This is a genomic window from Conservatibacter flavescens (genome assembly GCF_002795425.1).
Lineage (GTDB): Bacteria > Pseudomonadota > Gammaproteobacteria > Enterobacterales > Pasteurellaceae > Conservatibacter > Conservatibacter flavescens.
Window position 1 is genome coordinate 12,621 of sequence record NZ_PHHA01000019.1, and the last position, 20,363, is coordinate 32,983.

Here is a 20,363-nt window from a genome sequence, read left to right on the forward strand (position 1 = left end):
GTGTGACTGCCCACTAACGGATAAAAGTGCGGTCTGTTTTGGTCAGTTTTTATTCTTGCCCCTCTCCCTTTTCGATTGCACTTTGAATGGTGAGATTCACTTCAGGGGAAATGATTTTGGTGAGGATTGCCGCAATCTCGTCAATCTTATCTGTGATCGCAGCCCCTTGTTCATCGAAATAGTCATTGCTTTTTAAGCTTGCGACAAAAGCAGAAAATACCGCTTTATCAAAAAACTCAGGCGCGTTAATACCATGCAACACAGATAAACGCTGTGCAACAGATTGGCTCTCTTTCTCTAAGACAGGGCGTGGGATATTTGGATCGTTTTGTAATAAACTCAGCGTAATAAAATAACGTTGTAAAATTTCACGCACACCGGCTGACCATAGCTGCAAGGTGCGCACTCGAGGTTTATTAATGCTTAGCATATTTTCATTGTATTTTATTAGGCCTTGGCGGTGTAATTCCGTAATAATTTGTTCAATATGCTCACGTAATCTTTCCATTGGAATATGTAAAAATAACTCACTTTGGAAGAATGGGTATAGCTTTGTGACAGCCTCTAATACGAGCGCTTTTTGAATGGCTTCATAATGTAACACAATGCTAGCGACTAATGAGGGAAGAACGAAAAGATGCTGAATATTATTACGATAATAAGTCATTAATACCGCAGAATTACGCTCCAAACGAATAATTTCACCAAAATTATCTTTTTCACTTAATACACCAACGCGATCAAGTCCTAATACATGTTCTAACATCTCGTTTGGCGATTCAGTTGGAATAATCACATCTTCAGAGTAAGGAACTTGCTGCAGGAACTGTTGATAACTGTCCAGCTGCTCTAATAACTGTTCACGAGATAAAGCGCGTTGACGTGACGATAATAATGCAGTTCCGGTTAAATTCATGGCATTAACGGCGGCGGCTTTATTAATATTTATCATTACTTGATGAGACACGGCATCGACCGCGTGAGAAAACCAAGCTGGGCGCTCCTCGTTTGTTGAAGATTCTTTCCATTCTGGATAATACTGGTTTAAATAATTGTTTAATAAGATAGGTTCACCAAAGTTCACATAGCCTTTTCCAAGATTACGTAGTTTTTTGATCACTCTTAATACTAAACCTGCGTTTTCTTTTTCTTTAGCAGCCCCTCGAAGTTCTTTTGCATAGGTATCTACTTCAAGCACATGTTCATAACCAACATAAACCGGAACAATAGTAATTGGTCGTGTTTGACCTTGCTGTAGGGCTTGAAGTGTCATAGACATCATTCCTGTTTTCGGTGCAAGTAAACGACCGGTTCTAGAACGACCACCTTCAATGAAATATTCTACAGAATAACCACGATGGAATAACTCTGCTAGGTATTCACGAAAAATTGTAGAATATAGGCGGTTGCCTTTGAACGTTCGACGAATGAAGAAAGCACCGCCGCGACGGAATAATCCGCCTACTGGCCAGAAATTTAAATTTATGCCCGCCGCAATATGTGGTGGAAACAGTCCTTGATGGTATAACACATAAGAGAGTAATAAGTAGTCAATATGGCTACGATGGCAAGGAACATAAACAATCTCATGCCCTTCTAAAGCTAATTTACGCACCCGATCTGCATTTTCAACGGCAATACCTTGATAGAGCTTATTCCATAACCAGCGCAAGAATCGATCTGCCATACGCAGCCCTTCATAGCTGACATCCGCAGCAATTTCATCAAGAATTTTTCGGGCTTCAACGGTTGCTTTTTTGGTCGTAATTTTTTTATTTTTTGCCTCATCTTCAATTGCTGCCAAAATAGTCGGTGACTGCAACAATTTATTAAACATTGCTTGGCGGTTTGGTAAACGAGGGCCTGTCGCAGATATTCGCTGCTTGGCAAAATGCATTTTGGCTACACGCGCTAATTTTTGTGCAATAGATTGGTCTGCACCGTGCTCACGCACCATATAACGTAACGAAACAGCTTGGGAGAAACGGACAAATGTGTCTCGTCTAAACCACGCAATATTGATGGTTTTGCGAATACCGCTCACTAAACGTAGATCGGGCAAATTAATTTGCTCTTCATGCCCAGGCGCTCGTCCCCAAAGGACTGAAACCGGAATCAATTGAACGTCTAAATCAGGATAAGTATGATGTAACTCAAGATAGCGATAGAATACTTTTTCAGTCTCTTTTTTGGCGCCTTTTGTCCGGAAAATACGACGTCCTTCGTCTAAAAACACAAAGCGAGGTAGGGTTGTATTATGAATATTATTCTCTTCTAACGGATCGGGTAATCCCACACTTAAACAATTTTTACGAAAAATAAGCAAATCGGTTTGTGAAGTATAAGGTAATACATAGACAAATGGCTGTTCAGTATTTAGTTTTAATTCTTCGATAGGATTATGGGGAATCGGATTTTCTTTTACCAATAATGACAATGGGGAATTCAATACTTTTCTATATAAATTAAGACAACTTGACATAGTAATATCCGTTAAAATAAAAAATTCCTCTTAGTCTATCATAAAAATACAATGTAATGAGAATTGCCTTTTAAGAATTCTATCCAGCTCACAAAATTATTTCTCGCTTTCCATAGGATTAAGGTTGCAATTCCATAATATACTGTATATTATGTCAGATATATTGTATAAAAAGACAGTCTAGGAGTTGCCATGAAACCACTAAAAGCGCTCACCGCTCGACAACAAGAAGTTTATAATTTTCTCAAACATCATCTAGAAACAACGGGAATGCCACCCACTCGCGCCGAGATTTCACGGGAATTGGGGTTTCGTTCACCTAATGCAGCAGAAGAACATCTTAAAGCATTAGCCCGTAAAGGGGTTATTGAAATTGTTTCTGGTATGTCACGAGGCATTCGTTTGTTATTAGAACAAGATGAATACGAAGAAGAAGGGCTTCCTTTAATCGGGCGAGTTGCAGCGGGAGAACCGATTCTAGCAGAACAGCATATTGAGGCAACGTATAAGGTGGATGCCAATATGTTTAAACCGCCAGCTGATTTTTTGTTAAAAGTGTCTGGCGAATCAATGAAAGATATCGGCATATTAGACGGTGATTTATTGGCGGTACATAGCACGAAAGATGTGAGAAATGGGCAAGTTATTGTTGCGCGTATTGAAAATGAGGTTACGGTAAAACGCCTTGAACGTCAGGGAGCGATGGTGTATCTCCATGCGGAAAATGAGGATTTTGAACCAATTGTTGTGAATTTAGCCGAAGAACCTTATTTTGAAATTGAAGGAATCGCGGTAGGTATTATCCGCAATAATGCGTGGATGTAAATTTTGCTTGAATGGCTGAGAAAATGGAACTTGTCTTCCTCTTGAAAGTCAAAAGAATAGGCTGTTATTTAAGAGGGATAATATGTATTTAAAGTCAATAATCTCAGGGATTGTAGGTGTGATGATGACCACAGGGGCCATTGCAGAAGCCCCTAAGTCATCAACTACAACTACGATTGAAAGTAAACAAGCAGATTACCATCGTGTAGAGGCGTTGCCGATAAATCGCGAAAAACAACGCGCAACTTATGAAAAAATTATTCAGCTCCTCACTATTTCTCAAAATGAAACAACACTGGCTTTGGTACAGGATATGTTGCAAGACATTGAGACTTATGCCCTGTATCCTTATGCTAAATATCAGTGGTTACGAGTAAAAGGGCTGAATCAGGCCCTCACTTTGCCAGACATTCAAAAATTTAAACAGCAGCATCCTGATCTCCCGACTTATTTTGTTAATGATTTGATGAATCGCTGGGCGAACGCATTAGAAAAACAGCAAGCATGGCAAACCATTTTAGCCGCACAAACTGACTTACCGAATAATACAGCAAATCGCTGTTTAGTTTTAAATGCAGAGTTATATTCTCAAACAAAACCAGCAGAGAAGTTTAATGCTGAACAAGAGAAAGCACTGGCTGACATTTGGTTGACAGGGCAAAATTTGCCAAATAGTTGTATGCCGATATTTAAACAATGGCATGCGCAAGGTGGGCTAACTACAGAATATTTACAACAGCGGGCATTATTGGCTTTTGAGGCGAGAAATAGTCATGTACTCGCTAGCTTGACAGCAGGATATGGTGAAGACGGGTTTATTACGACTTTACAAACATTATTGAAGACTCCAAGTACATTACCGAGTTTTATTGAAAATGCAGAAAGCAATGTACAAAATAAGCGTATCGTGCTAGCTGCTTTTCCTTTGTTTATTCGTGGTATAAAAGAAAATACGATTGTAGATATCACCGATCCGTTTGCTCCTTATCAGGCATGGGCGACACATTTTCAATTGAATGAACAGGAAATAAATCAGTGGAAATCAGCGCTGTTATGGCAAATTTTTGATACCAATATTGCGGAATTACAACAATGGCGTGATGCTCAGATTCCAATATTAAAAGAAGATCGCCAAACAGAACGTCGTTTACGTACTGCGATTCGACAAAAATCTGATTTATCACTTTGGTTAGATTTACTTTCAGATGAAGGAAAGCAGAAAGATGAGTGGCAATATTGGCGAGCTAAAAATTTACAATTTCATCAGCAGCGTGAAGAAGGCAAAAAGATTTTAGCCCAATTAAGCCAGCAGCGTGGGTTTTATCCGATGTTGGCTGCGGCAGATTTAGGTATGACTTATCAGCCTAAAATGTTGGACATCACAAATCCGAGTGGCATAGACATTACACAAACCGCCCAAGCTGGATTAGCACGTATTTCTGAGTTACGTTATCTAGGCAGTGCCAGCCATTCGGTGAATATAAATCGGGAATGGAATACGTTACTTCAACATGCAAGTTTTGAACAAAAATTACAACTAAGCCAATATGCAAAAGAGCAAGAATGGTTTGATTTAGGCGTTGAAGCCACTATTCAGGCTAAGGCTTGGGGGTACATCGGGTTGCGTTTACCCAATGCTTATATTGATTGGTTTGATTTACATTTAAAAAATAAAAAAATTAACCGCACTTTTGCGATGGCAATTGCTCGCCAAGAAAGCGCATGGCGACCAAATGTGTCTTCTTCAGCCAATGCAATGGGATTAATGCAATTATTACCAAGTACAGCCAAAGCTACCGCTGAGAAATTCCGCTTGCCTTACTCAGATCAGCAGCAGTTATTTGAGCCATTTAATAATATCATGTTAGGTACCGCTCACTTGCAGGAGTTATACGATAAATATGGCGATAACCGCATTTTAATTGCCGCGGCATATAATGCCGGAGGTTCCCGTGTAGAGCAGTGGCTAGCTCGCTCGAACCAACGTTTAAATATGGCGGAGTTCATTGCCTCAATTCCGTTTTATGAGACACGGGGCTATGTGCAGAATGTCCTAGTTTATGATTACTATTATCAAATTTTGCAAGGTAAGCCACAGAGAAAGTTTAGCAAAGCCGAATATGATCGAGTATACTAGTAAGATAGTATATCTATGTAAGGAGATCATATGTATTTAAGTCGAAATTTAGAACAGTGGAACGCTTTCATTGGTATGCTGCGTTTAGCTATCGCGCAAGGCAAAGAGCAAGAATTACTGATGTTATTATTAACGCCAGATGAGCGTGATGCTTTAGGATTACGTTTACAAATAGTGAAGCAATTATTAGATAAAACGATTCCTCAGCGAGAAATTCAGCAAAACTTAGGAACGAGTGCGGCAACGATTACGCGCGGTTCCAATATGATAAAAACGATGGATCCACAGTTCATGGAATGGATTAAAGAACAATTAGATGAGCAAAGTACGACGGGTTAGTTGGTCTCCTAGACAGATGAAAAAAAGGCTGAAATCCTTATTTTGTCAGCTATTCATTTATGGTTTATTGGGGATTTTTGCTTTAACGCTATTATTGCGCGTGGCCCCAGTCCCTTTTTCAGCTTATATGGCCCAGCAAGTTATCGGAGATTGGTTGCAAAGTGAAAAAGACTATGAACTGCGTTATCAGTGGGTGAGTTTAGAGGAAATCGCGTGGCCAATGCAGCTTGCTGTGATAGCGGCAGAAGATCAGCGTTTTGTAGAACATGCCGGTGTGGACTGGGCTGCGATTAAAAGTGCGGTTAAAAATAATAAAAATACAAAACGTTTAAGAGGCGGTTCGACGATCTCTCAGCAGACCGTGAAAAATTTATATTTATGGCATGGTCAAAGCTGGCTACGAAAAGCTATTGAGTTACCTCTGACATTTTTAGTGGAAATGCTATGGTCTAAGCAACGAATTTTGGAAGTCTATTTGAATATTGCAGAGTTCGGAGAAGGGGTGTTTGGAGTAGAAGCGGCAAGTCAGTATTATTTCAATAAACCTGCGGCAAAGTTGAACCAACAGGAGGCCGCTTTGTTAGCCGCTGTGTTACCTAACCCCATTATTTATCAAGTGAAGAAACCTAGTGCGTATGTTCGCCATAAACAAACTTGGATTTTGAGACAAATGCGCCAACTAGGTGGAAAAAATTATTTAAATCAGTTGTAAGGAGAAGTATATGGCAGTATTAGTTACGGGCGCTTCAGCAGGCTTTGGAGAAGCAATTTGTCGTACTTTTGTGCAAGCCGGTTATAAGGTCATTGGCGCGGCTCGCCGTTTGGAAAAGTTAAATGCCTTAAAACAAGAATTAGGTGATCATTTTTATCCTCTACAAATGGATGTCTCTGACGATAAACAGATTGACACTGCACTGGCAAGTTTGCCGGTATCATGGCGCGAAATTGATGTATTAGTGAATAACGCTGGTCTAGCATTAGGTCTAGAACCTGCGCAACGGGCAAATTTTGCGGACTGGCAAACTATGATTGATACGAATGTATTAGGATTAGTGCGTTTAACTCATAAAATTCTACCTGATATGGTGGCGCGTAATCGAGGACATATTATTAATTTAGGTTCTATTGCGGGGACATACCCATATCCAGGTGGGAATGTATATGGCGCAACGAAAGCTTTTGTAAAACAGTTTAGCTTGAATTTACGTGCGGATTTGGCCGGTACACGTCTTCGAGTAAGCAATATTGAACCGGGCTTATGTGGCGGAACGGAGTTTTCTAACGTTCGATTTAAAGGCGATGATGAGCGGGCTGCAAAAGTCTATGAAAATGTAGAAGCGATTTTACCACAAGATATTGCGAATACCGTATTGTGGATTTATCAATGTCCTGCACATATGAATGTGAATCGTATTGAAATTATGCCTGTAGCGCAAAGTTCAGCAGCATTAAATGTAGTGCGTGGTGAATAAAATCTTTTTTATTTTTGACCGCACTTTTATGATTTGAATGGGGCGCCTGAGTAAGTTGGCGCCCTCATTATTTCCTAGCGCTTGACATGATATTCAGGTACAATCCATCGTTTATATATTGTTAAAAAAATGATGTTAATATAAGACTACAAAAGCCTTAAATATGAAGAATATAAGAAACTTTTCGATTATAGCCCATATCGATCATGGTAAATCAACATTATCAGATCGTTTAATCCAAACCTGTGGCGGTTTATCTGATCGTGAAATGGCCGCACAAGTGCTAGATTCTATGGATCTTGAAAGAGAACGTGGGATTACGATTAAAGCACAAAGCGTGACCTTAAATTATCAAGCCAATGATGGAGAAACGTATCAACTAAATTTTATTGATACCCCTGGTCACGTGGATTTTTCTTATGAAGTATCCCGTTCTTTAGCGGCTTGTGAAGGGGCATTATTAGTTGTTGATGCTGGACAAGGTGTGGAAGCTCAAACGTTAGCGAATTGTTATACGGCAATTGAAATGGATCTAGAAGTGGTTCCAATTTTAAATAAAATTGATTTGCCTGCTGCAGATCCTGAGCGAGTGGCTGAGGAAATTGAAGATATTGTCGGTATTGATGCTATTGAGGCTGTGCGCTGTTCTGCAAAAACAGGGGTGGGGATCCATGATGTTTTAGAAGAAATTGTCGCTAAAATACCTGCGCCAGAAGGCGATCCTGAAGCACCTTTGCAAGCTTTAATTATTGATTCTTGGTTTGATAACTATTTGGGCGTGGTGTCATTAGTTCGCATTAAAAACGGTACCTTAAGAAAAGGCGATAAGATAAAAGTGATGTCCACAGGGTTGTCTTATAATGTGGATAGATTAGGTATTTTCACGCCGAAGCAAGTGGATACACAAGTGCTCAATTGCGGTGAAGTAGGTTGGGTTGTCTGTGCGATTAAAGACATTTTAGGTGCGCCTGTAGGTGATACTTTAACCCATCATAATCATGCAGCACTGTCAGCGTTGCCGGGTTTTAAAAAAGTGAAACCACAAGTATACGCGGGTTTATTCCCAATTAGTTCGGATGATTATGAGGCTTTCCGTGATGCGTTAGGTAAGTTAAGCCTTAATGATGCTTCTTTATTTTATGAACCAGAAAATTCGACTGCATTAGGATTTGGCTTCCGTTGCGGATTTTTAGGCTTGTTGCACATGGAGATTATCCAAGAGCGTTTAGAGCGTGAATATAACTTGGATTTGATTACTACAGCGCCTACAGTAGTTTATGAGGTTGAGCAAACAAATGGTGAGATTGTTTATGTAGACAGTCCGTCTAAATTGCCTCCTCTAAATAATATTGCTGACATTCGAGAACCTATTGCAGAATGTAATATGTTGTTACCACAGGAGTATTTGGGTAATGTCATCACATTATGTGTGGAAAAACGTGGTGTGCAGACGAATATGGTTTATCATGGTAATCAGGTGGCGTTGACGTATGAAATTCCTATGGGAGAAGTGGTATTAGACTTTTTCGACCGCTTAAAATCGACTTCTCGAGGCTATGCTTCTTTGGATTATGGTTTCAAACATTTCCAAAGTGCCAATATGGTGCGCGTGGACATTATGATCAATGGGGAGCGTGTCGATGCGTTGGCCTTGATTGTGCATAAAGATAATGCGCCATATCGCGGACGAGAATTAGTTGAAAAAATGAAAGAGTTAATTCCTCGCCAACAATTTGATATTGCGATCCAAGCAGCCATAGGCAATCATATTATCGCTCGTTCTACGGTGAAGCAATTACGTAAGAATGTATTAGCAAAATGTTATGGAGGGGATGTCAGCCGTAAGAAGAAACTCCTTCAAAAACAAAAAGAAGGGAAAAAACGAATGAAGTCTTTAGGTAATGTTGAAGTACCGCAAGAAGCGTTTTTAGCGATTTTACATGTAGGTAAGGATTAACTATGCAAAAATGGTTTCTTCCAATTTTATTGGTGATTGGCTTTATTGGCTGGAAAGTGCTCGATCATTTACAACTGCCGAATACATTTTCCATTTTATTAATTATTTTAACCGCACTTTCGGGAATTTTGTGGTGTTACCATCGTTTTGTTGTGCTACCAAAGCGAGCACGGCAAGTCGCTCGTACAGAACAGCGCAGTGGAAAAATCTTAACTGAAGATGAAAAGCGTAAAATAGAACCGATATCAGAAGGTGCGGAATTTGTTTCTTCTTTGTTTCCAGTATTGGCATTTGTGTTGGTGTTACGTTCGTTTATTTTTGAGCCATTTCAAATTCCATCAGGTTCAATGGAGCCAACATTGCGTGTGGGCGATTTTCTGATAGTGGAAAAATATGCTTATGGGATTAAGGATCCGGTATTTCAACATACGCTAGTTGAAACAGGGAAGCCAAAGCGTGGTGATGTAGTTGTATTTAAGGCTCCGCCACAACCTACTGTGGATTATATTAAGCGTGTAATTGGGATTGGAGGGGATAAAATTCATTATGATCTTGCCAGTCGTAGCTTAACGGTAATTCATGGTAAAGAGGGCAAACCTTGTGAAGAAAATTGTGATGTTGTGAAATTTCAATATTCAGAAGGGGTTCCAAATCCTGAATTTGTTTACTATCAACAACCTCAAATTGAACGTACGGAGCAAGGGGATGTTACTCACCAAATTTTGAATAATCCGGAACCGTTTTTTTATCCACAAACAGAATGGGTTGTACCGGAAGGTCATTATTTTATGATGGGGGACAACCGTGATAATAGTGAGGACAGCCGTTTTTGGGGTTTTGTGCCGGAACGTAATATTGTGGGGAAAGCATCTTATATTTGGCTAAGCTTAGATAAAAAAGCAGGGGAATGGCCAACGGGATTAAGAACAGAACGAATGTTTACAAAAATTCAATAATTATGAATGAATTAGCACGGTTACAACGTAAATTAGGTTATCAATTTAACCGCTTGGAATTACTAAAACAAGCACTAACGCACCGTAGCGCGGATAGCAAGCATAATGAGCGTTTAGAATATTTGGGCGATGCTATTTTAAATTTTACGATTGCAGAAGCCTTATATCATCAATTCCCTAAATGTAATGAAGGGGAGCTTAGTCGCATGCGTGCAACACTAGTGCGTGAACAAACTTTAGCGATGTTAGCACGTGAATTTGATTTAGGCGATTATTTACGACTAGGTGCCGGAGAATTAAAAAGCGGTGGTTTTCGTCGAGAGTCGATTTTATCAGATTGTGTGGAGGCGATCATTGGGGCTATTTTATTGGATAGCGATCCTATTAAAACAACACAGATTGTGCGCCAATGGTATCACGGATTTTTGCAAACCATTAAGCCTGGCGATAATCAAAAAGATCCCAAAACACGGCTACAAGAATATTTACAAGGCCGTCGTTTGGCCTTGCCGACTTATCAAGTCGTTGATATTCAAGGCGAAGCCCATTGTCAAACTTTTAAAGTGGAATGTCGCGTGGAAAATATTGAACAGACATTTGTGGGGTTAGGAGCTAGTCGGCGTAAAGCAGAACAGGCGGCAGCAGAACAAATTTTGAAGCAATTAGGTATAAAATGACGGAAGAATTCAATACAAATGAGATAGCATTGGAAAAAAGTTATTGTGGTTTTATTGCTATTGTGGGACGTCCTAATGTAGGAAAATCTACTTTATTAAACAAGATATTAGGGCAAAAAATTTCGATTACATCACGTAAAGCCCAAACGACTCGCCACCGAATTGTGGGTATTCATACGGAAGGTGCATATCAGGCGGTGTATGTCGATACGCCAGGCCTGCATATTGAAGAAAAACGGGCGATTAATCGCTTGATGAATCGTGCGGCTTCAAGTGCAATTGGTGATGTTGATTTAATTATTTTTGTTGTTGATGGCACGCATTGGAATGATGACGATGAAATGGTGTTAAATAAATTACGTCAAGCAAAAGCGCCAGTGGTGTTAGCGATTAATAAAATAGATAACATCAAAAATAAAGATGATTTGCTGCCGTTTATTACAGAATTAAGTGGTAAATTTGAGTTTGCTCATGTTGTACCTATTTCAGCACAACGTGGTAATAATGTTCAACAATTGCAAACTATTGTTCGCCATTCGTTACGTGAGGGTGTACATCATTTTCCAGAAGAATATGTAACAGATCGCTCACAGCGTTTTATGGCCTCAGAAATTATTCGCGAAAAGCTCATGCGTTTTACGGGAGAGGAATTACCTTATTCGGTAACTGTTGAGATTGAGCAATTTAAAACGAATGAACGCGGTACCTATGAAGTTAATGGGCTAATTTTAGTTGAACGTGATGGCCAAAAGAAAATGGTCATTGGCGCAAACGGGCAGAAAATTAAGCAAATTGGAATAGAGGCTCGTCAGGATATGGAGCGTTTATTTGATAATAAAGTTCATCTAGAACTTTGGGTGAAAGTTAAATCCGGTTGGGCTGATGATGAACGCGCACTGCGTAGTTTAGGTTATATGGACGATTGATCCCATTTTTGTACTTAGCAAAGGAGCAGACGATGCCAAAGAAAAAGACCTCCCTCGATCCGAATTTTCATATTGAAGCTAAAAAATATCCAAATCCAATTCCTAGTCGTGAATTTATTTTGTCCATCATTCGTGAGCATAATGCCCCGATGACAAAAGAAGAAATTTTGACCGCACTTTCTATCAGTGATGAATCTGAGAAAGAAGGTATGCGCCGCCGTTTACGTGCAATGGAAAATGATGGTCAATTGGTGTTCACAAAACGTAAGCGTTATGCATTGCCAGAAAAATTAGATTTGCTGAAAGGAATGGTTGTTGGGCATCGTGATGGCTATGGTTTCTTGCAGATAGATGGACAGAAAGAAGATTGGTTTATTTCTAATGTGCAAATGCAGCGCGCTATGCATGGGGATTATGTATTAGCGCAACCCAATGGCATAGATCGTCGAGGACGTAAAGAAGTTCGCATTGTTCGGGTGTTAGAAAGTCGTAAGACACAGATCGTGGGGCGTTTTTTTCTTGAAGCAGGAATTGGTTATGTCGTGCCTGATGATAGTCGTATTAGCCGAGATATTCTTATTCCAAATGAACACCGTAAAGGGGCGCGTATGGGGCAGGTTGTGGTAGTGGAACTGCAACCTCGTACAGCAAGTTTTACCCAAGCTGTTGGCAAAGTGGTGGAAATTTTAGGGGATAACATGGCAAAAGGCATGGAAGTTGAAATTGCTGTGCGTAATCATGAAATTCCTCATGTGTTTCCAAAATCTGTTGAAAAGTATGTTCAGCGTTTTAGTGAACAAGTGCCTGAAGAAGCTAAGAAGGGAAGAGTTGATTTACGCCATTTGCCGTTAGTCACTATTGATGGAGAGGATGCGCGCGATTTTGATGATGCCGTTTATTGTCAGAAACAGAGTAACGGTTGGAAGCTTTGGGTGGCTATTGCTGACGTGAGTTATTATGTCCGTTTGAACACTGCATTGGATAAAGAGGCTTACCAACGCGGAACATCAGTGTATTTTCCGAACCGGGTTATTCCTATGCTACCAGAAGTATTATCCAATGGCCTGTGTTCTCTGAATCCACAGGTTGATCGCTTATGTATGGTGTGTGAATTGGATATCTCCAATAAAGGTAAAATGACGGGATATAAGTTTTATGAAGCCGTGATGAACTCTCATGCCCGATTAACTTATAGCAAAGTATGGAAAATCCTAGAAGGAGATGAGACCTTACGTGAACGGTATTGTGTGCTTGTTCCGCATTTAGAAAATTTATATGAGATGTTTAAGGCGTTATTGAATGCTCGTCGTCAACGTGGCGCAATTGACTTTGAAACGTTAGAAACCAAGTTTATTTTTAATGCTCAAGGACGTATTGAACGGATTGAACCTGTGGTACGTAATGAAGCCCATAAAATCATAGAGGAGTGTATGATCCTCGCGAATATTGCGGCAGCTAATTTTATGGAACGGCATCAAGAAGCCGCGTTATATCGTATTCATGCCACTCCAAGTGAAGAAAAGTTAACGGCTTTTCGCGGTTTCTTACGCGAATGCGGGTTAGTATTAGAAGGCGGTCTAAAACCCACAACAGCAGATTATGCAAAACTATTAGAACAGGTACGTGAGCGACCGGATCATGAATTGATTCAAACTATGTTATTACGTTCTTTAAGTCAGGCCGTCTATGATCCTGATAATATTGGGCATTTTGGTTTAGCGCTTGCAGAATATGCGCATTTTACTTCACCTATTCGTCGTTATCCCGATTTAACTTTGCATCGAGGCATTAAATATTTATTAGCGAAAAAAGAGGGAAGTAAACGGCGAACAACTGATGGTGGAGGCTATCATTATACTCTTGATGAGATGGATATATTAGGTGAGCATTGTTCTATGACGGAGCGCCGTGCTGATGAAGCAACGCGCGATGTTGCAGATTGGCTGAAATGTGAATATATGCAAGATCATGTGGGTGAGGAATTTAATGGGGTAATTTCTTCAGTGACAGGATTTGGATTATTTGTGCGCCTTGATGATTTATTTATCGATGGTTTAGTGCATGTGTCTAGCTTAGATAATGATTATTATCGTTTTGACGTGGCTCGACAAGTATTGGTTGGTGAAAATTCGGGTATGTTGTATCGCTTAGGTGATAAAGTGCGTATTCGGGTGGAAGCTGTAAGCCTAGAGCAGCGCCAAGTCGATTTTTCGTTAGTCAGTAGCCAGCGTACTCCTCGTCGTGCAGGCAAAACGAATAAGGAAAAATTAAAGAAAAATATGCGTTATGCTGAAAGTTTAGAAAAACAGCGTAAGCACAAAGGCAAAAGTGAAAAGGCGAAAGGTAAAAAATCAAAGCTGACTAAGAAAGCTGCGAAGAAAAGCGTTAAACGCTAATCCGAGATTAAAAAAATAATCAGTTTTATACCGCACTTTTTCTATCTTTTTAGGGAGTCATAATGAGTGAAAATATTTATGGCATTCATGCGGTGAGTGCTTTTTTACAGAGTGCGCCAGAACGTTTAATTGAAGTTAATGTTTTGAAAGGGCGCGAAGATAAGCGTTTGCAACCTTTGTTAAATGAACTCTCTCGTTTGGGAATTGCTATTCAGTTTGTTAATCGCCAAACATTAGATAAAAAATCCAATGGCGAAGTTCATCAAGGTATTATTGCGCGCATCCAACCAGCTAAAGAATTAAATGAACGGGATCTGGATCAGATTTTAGCCAATAAACAGAACCCATTATTATTAGTGCTAGATGGGATTACCGATCCACATAATCTTGGTGCTTGTTTACGTACAGCAGATGCGGCTGGCGTATGTGCAGTGATTGTACCAAAAGATAAATCTGCACAATTATCGTCTATTGCTCGTAAAGTTGCTTGCGGGGCGGCAGAGAGCGTGCCTTTGATTCGTGTGACAAATTTAGCGCGTACACTACGCGAGCTACAACAAGATCATAATATCTGGGTAGTCGGCACAGCAGGCGAGGCGACGGAGTCTCTGTATCAAGTGAAATTCACTGGTGCTTTAGCATTGGTGATGGGGGCTGAAGGGGAAGGTATGCGACGTTTAACTCGTGAACATTGTGATCAGTTAGTCAGCATCCCGATGTCAGGAACGGTATCTTCATTAAATGTATCGGTGGCGACAGGTGTTTGTCTATTTGAAATTGTGCGTCAGCAATGTAGTCAGGTGGAAAAATAAATAAAAAAACGCTTGAGTTTTTAATTTATATCCCAATATATAGCAAACCTAGTCGTTAAATATTGGCTATTAACAACTATAAATAAAGATCAATAGGCTTTGAGCTAAGAGAGAGAATTATGAATGCCAAACGAACAAAAAAAATAGAGATTTCTGTATTGCCGCTACGTGATGTAGTTGTATTTCCGTATATGGTTATGCCTTTGTTTGTGGGCAGAGATAAGTCCATTCGTAGTTTAGAAGAAGCAATGGAAAATGATAAGAAGTTGCTGCTCGTGACACAAAAAAAAGCGGATTTAGAAGAGCCAGATGTTGATGATTTACATGGTGTCGGGACGATTGCGCATATTATTCAGTTATTGAAATTGCCTGATGGCACCGTAAAAGTGCTAGTGGAAGGATTGCAGCGTGCTAGAATTGATCGTTTAGAAGATACAGGGGAGTGTTTTATGGCACAAGCGACCCCTTTGGATTCTGAGTTAGGCGAAGAACATGAGCTAAATGTATTAAAAACGACGGTATTGGTTGAGTTTGATAATTACATAAAATTAAATAAAAAAGTACAGCCGGAAGTCATTAATGCATTACGTCATATTGAGGATCTTGAACGTCTAAGTGATACTTTAGCCGCTCACCTACCGGTAAGCGTTAAAAATAAGCAACAAGCATTAGAAAAAACGAATGTTTCCGAACGTCTTGAGTTTTTAATGGGACTGATGGAGTCCGAAGCCGATATTCTTCAGGTAGAAAAACGTATTCGTGGGCGTGTGAAAAAACAAATGGAAAAAACGCAGCGCGATTATTATTTAAATGAACAAATTAAGGCCATTCAAAAGGAACTTGGTGACGGGGAAGAGGGAAGCAATGAAATTGAGCAATTACGCGAGAAAATAGAAGCGGCTAAAATGCCTGCGGAAGTAAAAGAAAAAACAGAAGCGGAATTGCAGAAATTGCGCATGATGTCACCTATGTCAGCAGAGGCGACGGTTATTCGCAGTTATATTGATTGGATGGTACAAGTACCATGGTATAAACGTTCTAAAGTGAAAAAAGATATTGCGAAAGCGCAACAGATTTTAGAGCAAGAACACTACGGTTTAGAGCGTGTTAAAGAGCGTATTTTAGAATATTTAGCAGTACAAAGTCGATTGAATCAACTGAAAGGGCCGATTTTATGTTTAGTTGGCCCTCCTGGTGTGGGTAAAACGTCATTGGGGCAATCTATTGCTAATGCAACGGGGCGTAAATATGTGCGTATGGCATTAGGTGGTGTGCGTGATGAAGCGGAGATACGTGGACACCGTAAAACTTATATTGGTTCTTTACCAGGCAAACTTATTCAAAAAATGGTGAAAGTTGGCGTGAAGAATCCACTCTTCTTATTAGATGAAATTGATAAGATGGCATCGGATATGCGTGGTGATCCAGCTTCTGCATTATTAGAAGTATTGGATCCTGAGCAAAACACAACATTTAATGATCATTATCTAGAAGTTGATTATGATTTGTCTGATGTCATGTTTGTGGCTACGTCAAATTCAATGAATATTCCAGGACCATTGCTAGATCGTATGGAGGTTATTCGCCTTTCTGGCTATACAGAAGACGAAAAATTAAATATAGCGACAAGACATTTGCTCACCAAACAAATGGAGCGAAATGGCTTAAAAGCAAAAGAATTAGTGATTGAAGACAGCGCCATTTTGGATATTATCCGCTATTATACCCGCGAAGCCGGCGTGCGTAATCTTGAGAGAGAAATCTCTAAGATTTGCCGTAAGGCCGTGAAAAAACTGTTATTAGAGACAACATTGTCGGCGATTACAGTTAACTCGCAGAATTTACAAGAGTATCTCGGTGTTAAACGTTTTGAGTTTGGCCGTGCTGATACAGAAAATCGTGTTGGGGAAGTCACGGGGTTAGCTTGGACTGAAGTTGGCGGGGATTTACTTACGATTGAAACAGCATCTGTTATAGGAAAGGGAAAACTAACATATACTGGGTCATTAGGCGATGTAATGAAAGAATCTATTCAGGCTGCAATGACGGTAGTGCGTTCTCGCGCGGATAAACTTGGGATCAGCAATGATTTCCATGAAAAACGCGATATTCATATTCATGTACCAGATGGCGCAACACCTAAAGATGGACCAAGTGCAGGTATTGCTATGTGTACGGCATTAGTGTCTTGTTTAACGGGTAATCCGGTGCGTTCAGATGTGGCGATGACTGGAGAAATCAGCTTACGTGGTAAGGTATTGCCTATAGGTGGTTTGAAGGAAAAATTACTGGCTGCACGACGTGGTGGCATCAAAACAGTATTGATTCCTAAAGATAATGTGAAAGATTTGGACGAAATTCCTGAAAATGTGAAAACTGAACTTGCTATTCATGCAGTAGAAACTATTGATGAGGTGCTGTCGTTAGCATTGGCTAACCCACCAATGGGCGTTGAATTTACTAAAATTATACCAATTGGTAAAGTTAAGGTACCACGTGCGAAAGTCTCTCGTCGTAAGGGCGCAAGTGCGGTAAATTAATTCATATTTTTTGCTAAAGCCAGCATGGATACATGACTGGCTTATTTATTTTTAAGCCAATAGTGCGTATAATTGCGTCAAATTGGAATCTAGGATCAGAAGCCCTAATTTATAAGGTAGTTTTAATTATGATGGACAAACTTCGCAGCGCGACAAATAGTCTCGCCGCTAAGATTTTATTGACAATTATCACAATCTCATTCGTGTTGAGTGGTGTTGCAGGTTATGTGTTTTCTCAAGTCGATACTTCTGCGGTTAAAGTGAATGGTGAAGAAATTTCACAGCAAGTGTTTCAACAACAATATAATGCGGAATATCAGCGTTTAAGTGAGCAATTAGGCGCGCAGTTTGATGTGTTAGCTGACTCTCCTCAGTTTATGCAAGGTCTACGTAATAACGTCTTAAATCAGTTGGTTGATCAAGAGTTATTAAGACAGTATGTTAATGAGCTAAAGTTAGGTGTAAGTGATAATCGCATTAAGCAGCAGATTGTGGCAATGGAAGCTTTCCAAACTAATGGCAAGTTTGACAATAATTTATATCAACAAATGTTAGCGCGTAATAATATTAGTGCGGATACGTATGCAAGTTATGTGCGAGCAGGCTTACAATTAGAACAGCTCCAGCTTGGGGTGTTAGGAACTGACTTTGTCGTACCCGCACAGCAACAAGAGCTAGCAAAGTTATTATTTCAAACACGTGATGTACGTTTAGCGAATTTACCTTTAGCTGAAGAAATTAAGCAACAAACGGTAAGTAATGAGGAAATTCAACAGTATTACGATAATAATAAGTCGGCATTTATGATTCCTGAGCTAGTAAAAGTACAGTATCTTGACTTATCTCGTGAAGATGTTGAAAAGAACATTCAAGTTTCTGATGTTGAGATTGCACAATACTATCAGGATAATAAAGCACAGTTTGTTTCTCAAGGGCAACAACGTCTTTCACATATTCAACTCGCAACAGAGCAGGATGCTAATGAGGTATATCAGGCTTTGCAACAAGGGGCGGATTTCGCAGAATTAGCAAAAAGTCGTTCAATGGACAAATTATCAGGACAAAACGGTGGTGATTTAAGTTGGGTTGTTGTGGGCGAGTTACCAAAAGCACTTGAAGATGCCGCGAATAGCTTAGATGTTGGGCAATATAGCCAACCGATTCGTGTAGATAATGCATTTCACATTGTAAAAGTCACAGATCGCAAGGCTGCTGCAGAGCTGCCATTGGAGCAGGTAAAAACACAAATTGCGGATCAGGTTCGCCAAGATTTAGTGAATGCCGCATTTTATAAGACTGAAAAAGCAGTGGCTGAAAAGGCATTTGAAAATCCTACTTCGTTAGTTGAGGCAGAGAAAGTTTCTGGAGTAAAACTCGTTGAAACACCAGTATTCTCACGCAGTGATGTACCTGCTGAGCTGAATTATCCGAATATCGTGTCTGCATTATTTGATACCGATTTGGTAAATGGTGGGGCAAATTCTGAACCAATGAGCGTAGGGGAATTGCATTCTATTGTATTTCGCGTTGTTGAGCATAAGCCTGAAGGTGTGCGTAGTTTAGATGAGGCGAAAGCGGATATTGAGGCACTTTTAAAACGTCAAAAAGCGGAAGCTAAAGTATTAGCGAAGGCGCAAGAAGAAGTCGTGGCTTTAAATAATCAAGGGAATGCAAACAATAGTGGCTTAGCTTTTGGAAGTAAGGAAACTCTGACTTATGCACAAAACACAGATCCGGCACTAAATGAAGCGATTTTTTCTATGCCAAAACCAGTGGATAATAAATTTACGTATTTTGCAGCCAAAGGTGGTAATGGAGATGTGGTTGTCGTTGAACTACAAAAAGTAGAAGAGGGTAAGGTAAATGAGCAAGAGCAAGCAGCGTTTAATCTTCAACTCAGTCAAACGCAACAGCAAGAGTTGCAAACAACCTTACTACAAGCATTAAGAAATAAAGCTAAGATTGAGGTTAATGATTCCTTTATAAATCAAACGGAAGAATAAATAAGATTCAATGTAAAAGGGTAAGCAAAATGGCTTACCCTAAAAAGTTAGACTCTAATCACAGGACTAATTTCGGTATTATACTGAAAAACTCACGATGTGCTTTTGCCAGAGGAGAAAGAGTGATGAGCGTGCTTAAATTTGGGGGATAAGTATATAATCCCTATTTATCGCACAAGGCGCAGAATGTTGCCTAAAAAAACACACTTGCTAAAATAATAATTCATTTTCCCTGGATGGATTTCACACTATGGCAACAGCAGATTTTTCCCCATTATCCACATTACTTAAACACCCCACCGGGCAACATTTCACCCTCGTAGTAGGCAACCTGCCGGCAACGACGTTTCAAGTCACCGATTTCCAGTTAACGGAGGGCTATAACCGCCTATTTGAGCTGGATATTCACGCAGCCAGTTTAGAAAGTGCGGTGGATTTTGGTGAAATATTAGATAACCAAGCCACATTCTGCTTATGGCAAGACGGCGTATTACAACGGAAAATCACCGCAATCGTGGCCGCAGTGGAAATGGGAAATACCGGGTTTCATCGCACCTTCTACCGTTTTAGCCTACGTCCGGCGTTATGGCGCTTAACCCTCACCCGCAACAGCCGAATCTTCCAACAAATGTCTGTGAGTGCCATCTTGGACAGCTTACTGCAAGCACATCATATCAGCGACTATGAATTTGCCATAGAAGAAACGCGCCCGGTGCGAGAGTTTTGCGTGCAATATCGGGAAAGTGATTACGAGTTCTTTTGTCGTTTAGCGGCGGAAGAAGGTTGGTTCTTTTTTACTGAACAACCGGTTGAATCGGCCAAAAACACCTTAGTTCTCTGT

The 20,363-nt window shown here is 40.1% G+C and carries 15 protein-coding genes; 14 read left to right on the forward strand and 1 reads right to left on the reverse strand.

Annotated elements, in window-relative coordinates; all coding sequences use genetic code 11:
* Nucleotides 1-49 precede the first annotated feature (49 nt).
* Entirely contained in the window at nt 50-2,482 is a 2,433-nt protein-coding gene (gene plsB, locus CVP05_RS08285; RefSeq protein WP_100289106.1) for a glycerol-3-phosphate 1-O-acyltransferase PlsB, read from the reverse strand.
* A gap of 192 nt (nt 2,483-2,674) precedes the next feature.
* Between plsB and lexA the strand changes: the two genes are divergently transcribed.
* The 14 genes from lexA to vgrG all read left to right on the forward strand — a co-directional run.
* Complete coding sequence (gene lexA / locus CVP05_RS08290) at nt 2,675-3,307, forward strand: transcriptional repressor LexA (protein WP_100289107.1); 633 nt, start codon at nt 2,675-2,677, stop codon at nt 3,305-3,307.
* Nucleotides 3,308-3,389: 82 nt separating this feature from the next.
* Nucleotides 3,390-5,444 (forward strand): transglycosylase SLT domain-containing protein, encoded by a 2,055-nt coding sequence (locus CVP05_RS08295; RefSeq protein ID WP_100289108.1) that lies wholly within the window; start codon nt 3,390-3,392, stop codon nt 5,442-5,444.
* 30 nt (nt 5,445-5,474) lie between these two features.
* On the forward strand, nt 5,475-5,783 hold the full coding sequence (gene trpR, locus CVP05_RS08300; RefSeq protein ID WP_100289109.1) for a trp operon repressor: 309 nt from the start codon (nt 5,475-5,477) through the stop codon (nt 5,781-5,783).
* Nucleotides 5,761-6,495, forward strand: coding sequence for a monofunctional biosynthetic peptidoglycan transglycosylase (gene mtgA, locus CVP05_RS08305; RefSeq protein ID WP_100289110.1), 735 nt, complete (start codon nt 5,761-5,763; stop codon nt 6,493-6,495). The genes trpR and mtgA overlap by 23 nt, the downstream gene beginning before the upstream one ends.
* Before the next feature lie 10 nt (nt 6,496-6,505).
* Nucleotides 6,506-7,255 carry an SDR family oxidoreductase gene (locus tag CVP05_RS08310; RefSeq protein WP_100289111.1) on the forward strand — a complete coding sequence of 250 codons (750 nt, stop codon included), beginning with the start codon at nt 6,506-6,508 and terminating at the stop codon, nt 7,253-7,255.
* Between the two features lie 163 nt (nt 7,256-7,418).
* Entirely contained in the window at nt 7,419-9,212 is a 1,794-nt protein-coding gene (lepA, locus tag CVP05_RS08315) for a translation elongation factor 4 (RefSeq protein WP_100289112.1), read from the forward strand.
* Between the two features lie 2 nt (nt 9,213-9,214).
* Nucleotides 9,215-10,168: a signal peptidase I gene (gene lepB, locus CVP05_RS08320; RefSeq protein WP_100289113.1), complete on the forward strand. Its 954-nt coding sequence runs from the start codon at nt 9,215-9,217 to the stop codon at nt 10,166-10,168.
* Nucleotides 10,169-10,170: 2 nt separating this feature from the next.
* Nucleotides 10,171-10,845, forward strand: coding sequence for a ribonuclease III (gene rnc, locus CVP05_RS08325; RefSeq protein ID WP_100289114.1), 675 nt, complete (start codon nt 10,171-10,173; stop codon nt 10,843-10,845).
* Nucleotides 10,842-11,771: a GTPase Era gene (era, locus tag CVP05_RS08330; protein WP_100289115.1), complete on the forward strand. Its 930-nt coding sequence runs from the start codon at nt 10,842-10,844 to the stop codon at nt 11,769-11,771. The genes rnc and era overlap by 4 nt, the downstream gene beginning before the upstream one ends.
* A 32-nt stretch (nt 11,772-11,803) precedes the next feature.
* Entirely contained in the window at nt 11,804-14,167 is a 2,364-nt protein-coding gene (gene rnr / locus CVP05_RS08335; protein WP_100289116.1) for a ribonuclease R, read from the forward strand.
* Nucleotides 14,168-14,229: 62 nt separating this feature from the next.
* Complete coding sequence (gene rlmB, locus CVP05_RS08340) at nt 14,230-14,979, forward strand: 23S rRNA (guanosine(2251)-2'-O)-methyltransferase RlmB (protein ID WP_100289117.1); 750 nt, start codon at nt 14,230-14,232, stop codon at nt 14,977-14,979.
* A 119-nt stretch (nt 14,980-15,098) separates the two neighbouring features.
* On the forward strand, nt 15,099-17,519 hold the full coding sequence (gene lon, locus CVP05_RS08345) for an endopeptidase La (RefSeq protein ID WP_100289118.1): 2,421 nt from the start codon (nt 15,099-15,101) through the stop codon (nt 17,517-17,519).
* A 125-nt stretch (nt 17,520-17,644) separates the two neighbouring features.
* Entirely contained in the window at nt 17,645-19,522 is a 1,878-nt protein-coding gene (ppiD, locus tag CVP05_RS08350) for a peptidylprolyl isomerase (protein WP_100289122.1), read from the forward strand.
* 250 nt (nt 19,523-19,772) lie between these two features.
* The coding region (gene vgrG, locus CVP05_RS08355) for a type VI secretion system tip protein VgrG (RefSeq protein ID WP_133118712.1) at nt 19,773-20,363 on the forward strand (591 nt) is incomplete at its 3' end.

What these genes read in the sequence shown, in the direction of transcription:
- rnc (WP_100289114.1), top strand. Translation starts at nt 10,171, where the DNA reads ATGAATGAATTAGCACGGTTACAACGTAAATTAGGTTATCAATTTAAC.
- lepA (WP_100289112.1), top strand. Translation starts at nt 7,419, where the DNA reads ATGAAGAATATAAGAAACTTTTCGATTATAGCCCATATCGATCATGGT.
- rlmB (WP_100289117.1), top strand. Translation starts at nt 14,230, where the DNA reads ATGAGTGAAAATATTTATGGCATTCATGCGGTGAGTGCTTTTTTACAG.
- mtgA (WP_100289110.1), top strand. Translation starts at nt 5,761, where the DNA reads ATGAGCAAAGTACGACGGGTTAGTTGGTCTCCTAGACAGATGAAAAAA.
- era (WP_100289115.1), top strand. Translation starts at nt 10,842, where the DNA reads ATGACGGAAGAATTCAATACAAATGAGATAGCATTGGAAAAAAGTTAT.
- CVP05_RS08295 (WP_100289108.1), top strand. Translation starts at nt 3,390, where the DNA reads ATGTATTTAAAGTCAATAATCTCAGGGATTGTAGGTGTGATGATGACC.
- lexA (WP_100289107.1), top strand. Translation starts at nt 2,675, where the DNA reads ATGAAACCACTAAAAGCGCTCACCGCTCGACAACAAGAAGTTTATAAT.
- lepB (WP_100289113.1), top strand. Translation starts at nt 9,215, where the DNA reads ATGCAAAAATGGTTTCTTCCAATTTTATTGGTGATTGGCTTTATTGGC.
- lon (WP_100289118.1), top strand. Translation starts at nt 15,099, where the DNA reads ATGAATGCCAAACGAACAAAAAAAATAGAGATTTCTGTATTGCCGCTA.
- trpR (WP_100289109.1), top strand. Translation starts at nt 5,475, where the DNA reads ATGTATTTAAGTCGAAATTTAGAACAGTGGAACGCTTTCATTGGTATG.
- CVP05_RS08310 (WP_100289111.1), top strand. Translation starts at nt 6,506, where the DNA reads ATGGCAGTATTAGTTACGGGCGCTTCAGCAGGCTTTGGAGAAGCAATT.
- plsB (WP_100289106.1), bottom strand. Translation starts at nt 2,482, where the DNA reads ATGTCAAGTTGTCTTAATTTATATAGAAAAGTATTGAATTCCCCATTG.
- rnr (WP_100289116.1), top strand. Translation starts at nt 11,804, where the DNA reads ATGCCAAAGAAAAAGACCTCCCTCGATCCGAATTTTCATATTGAAGCT.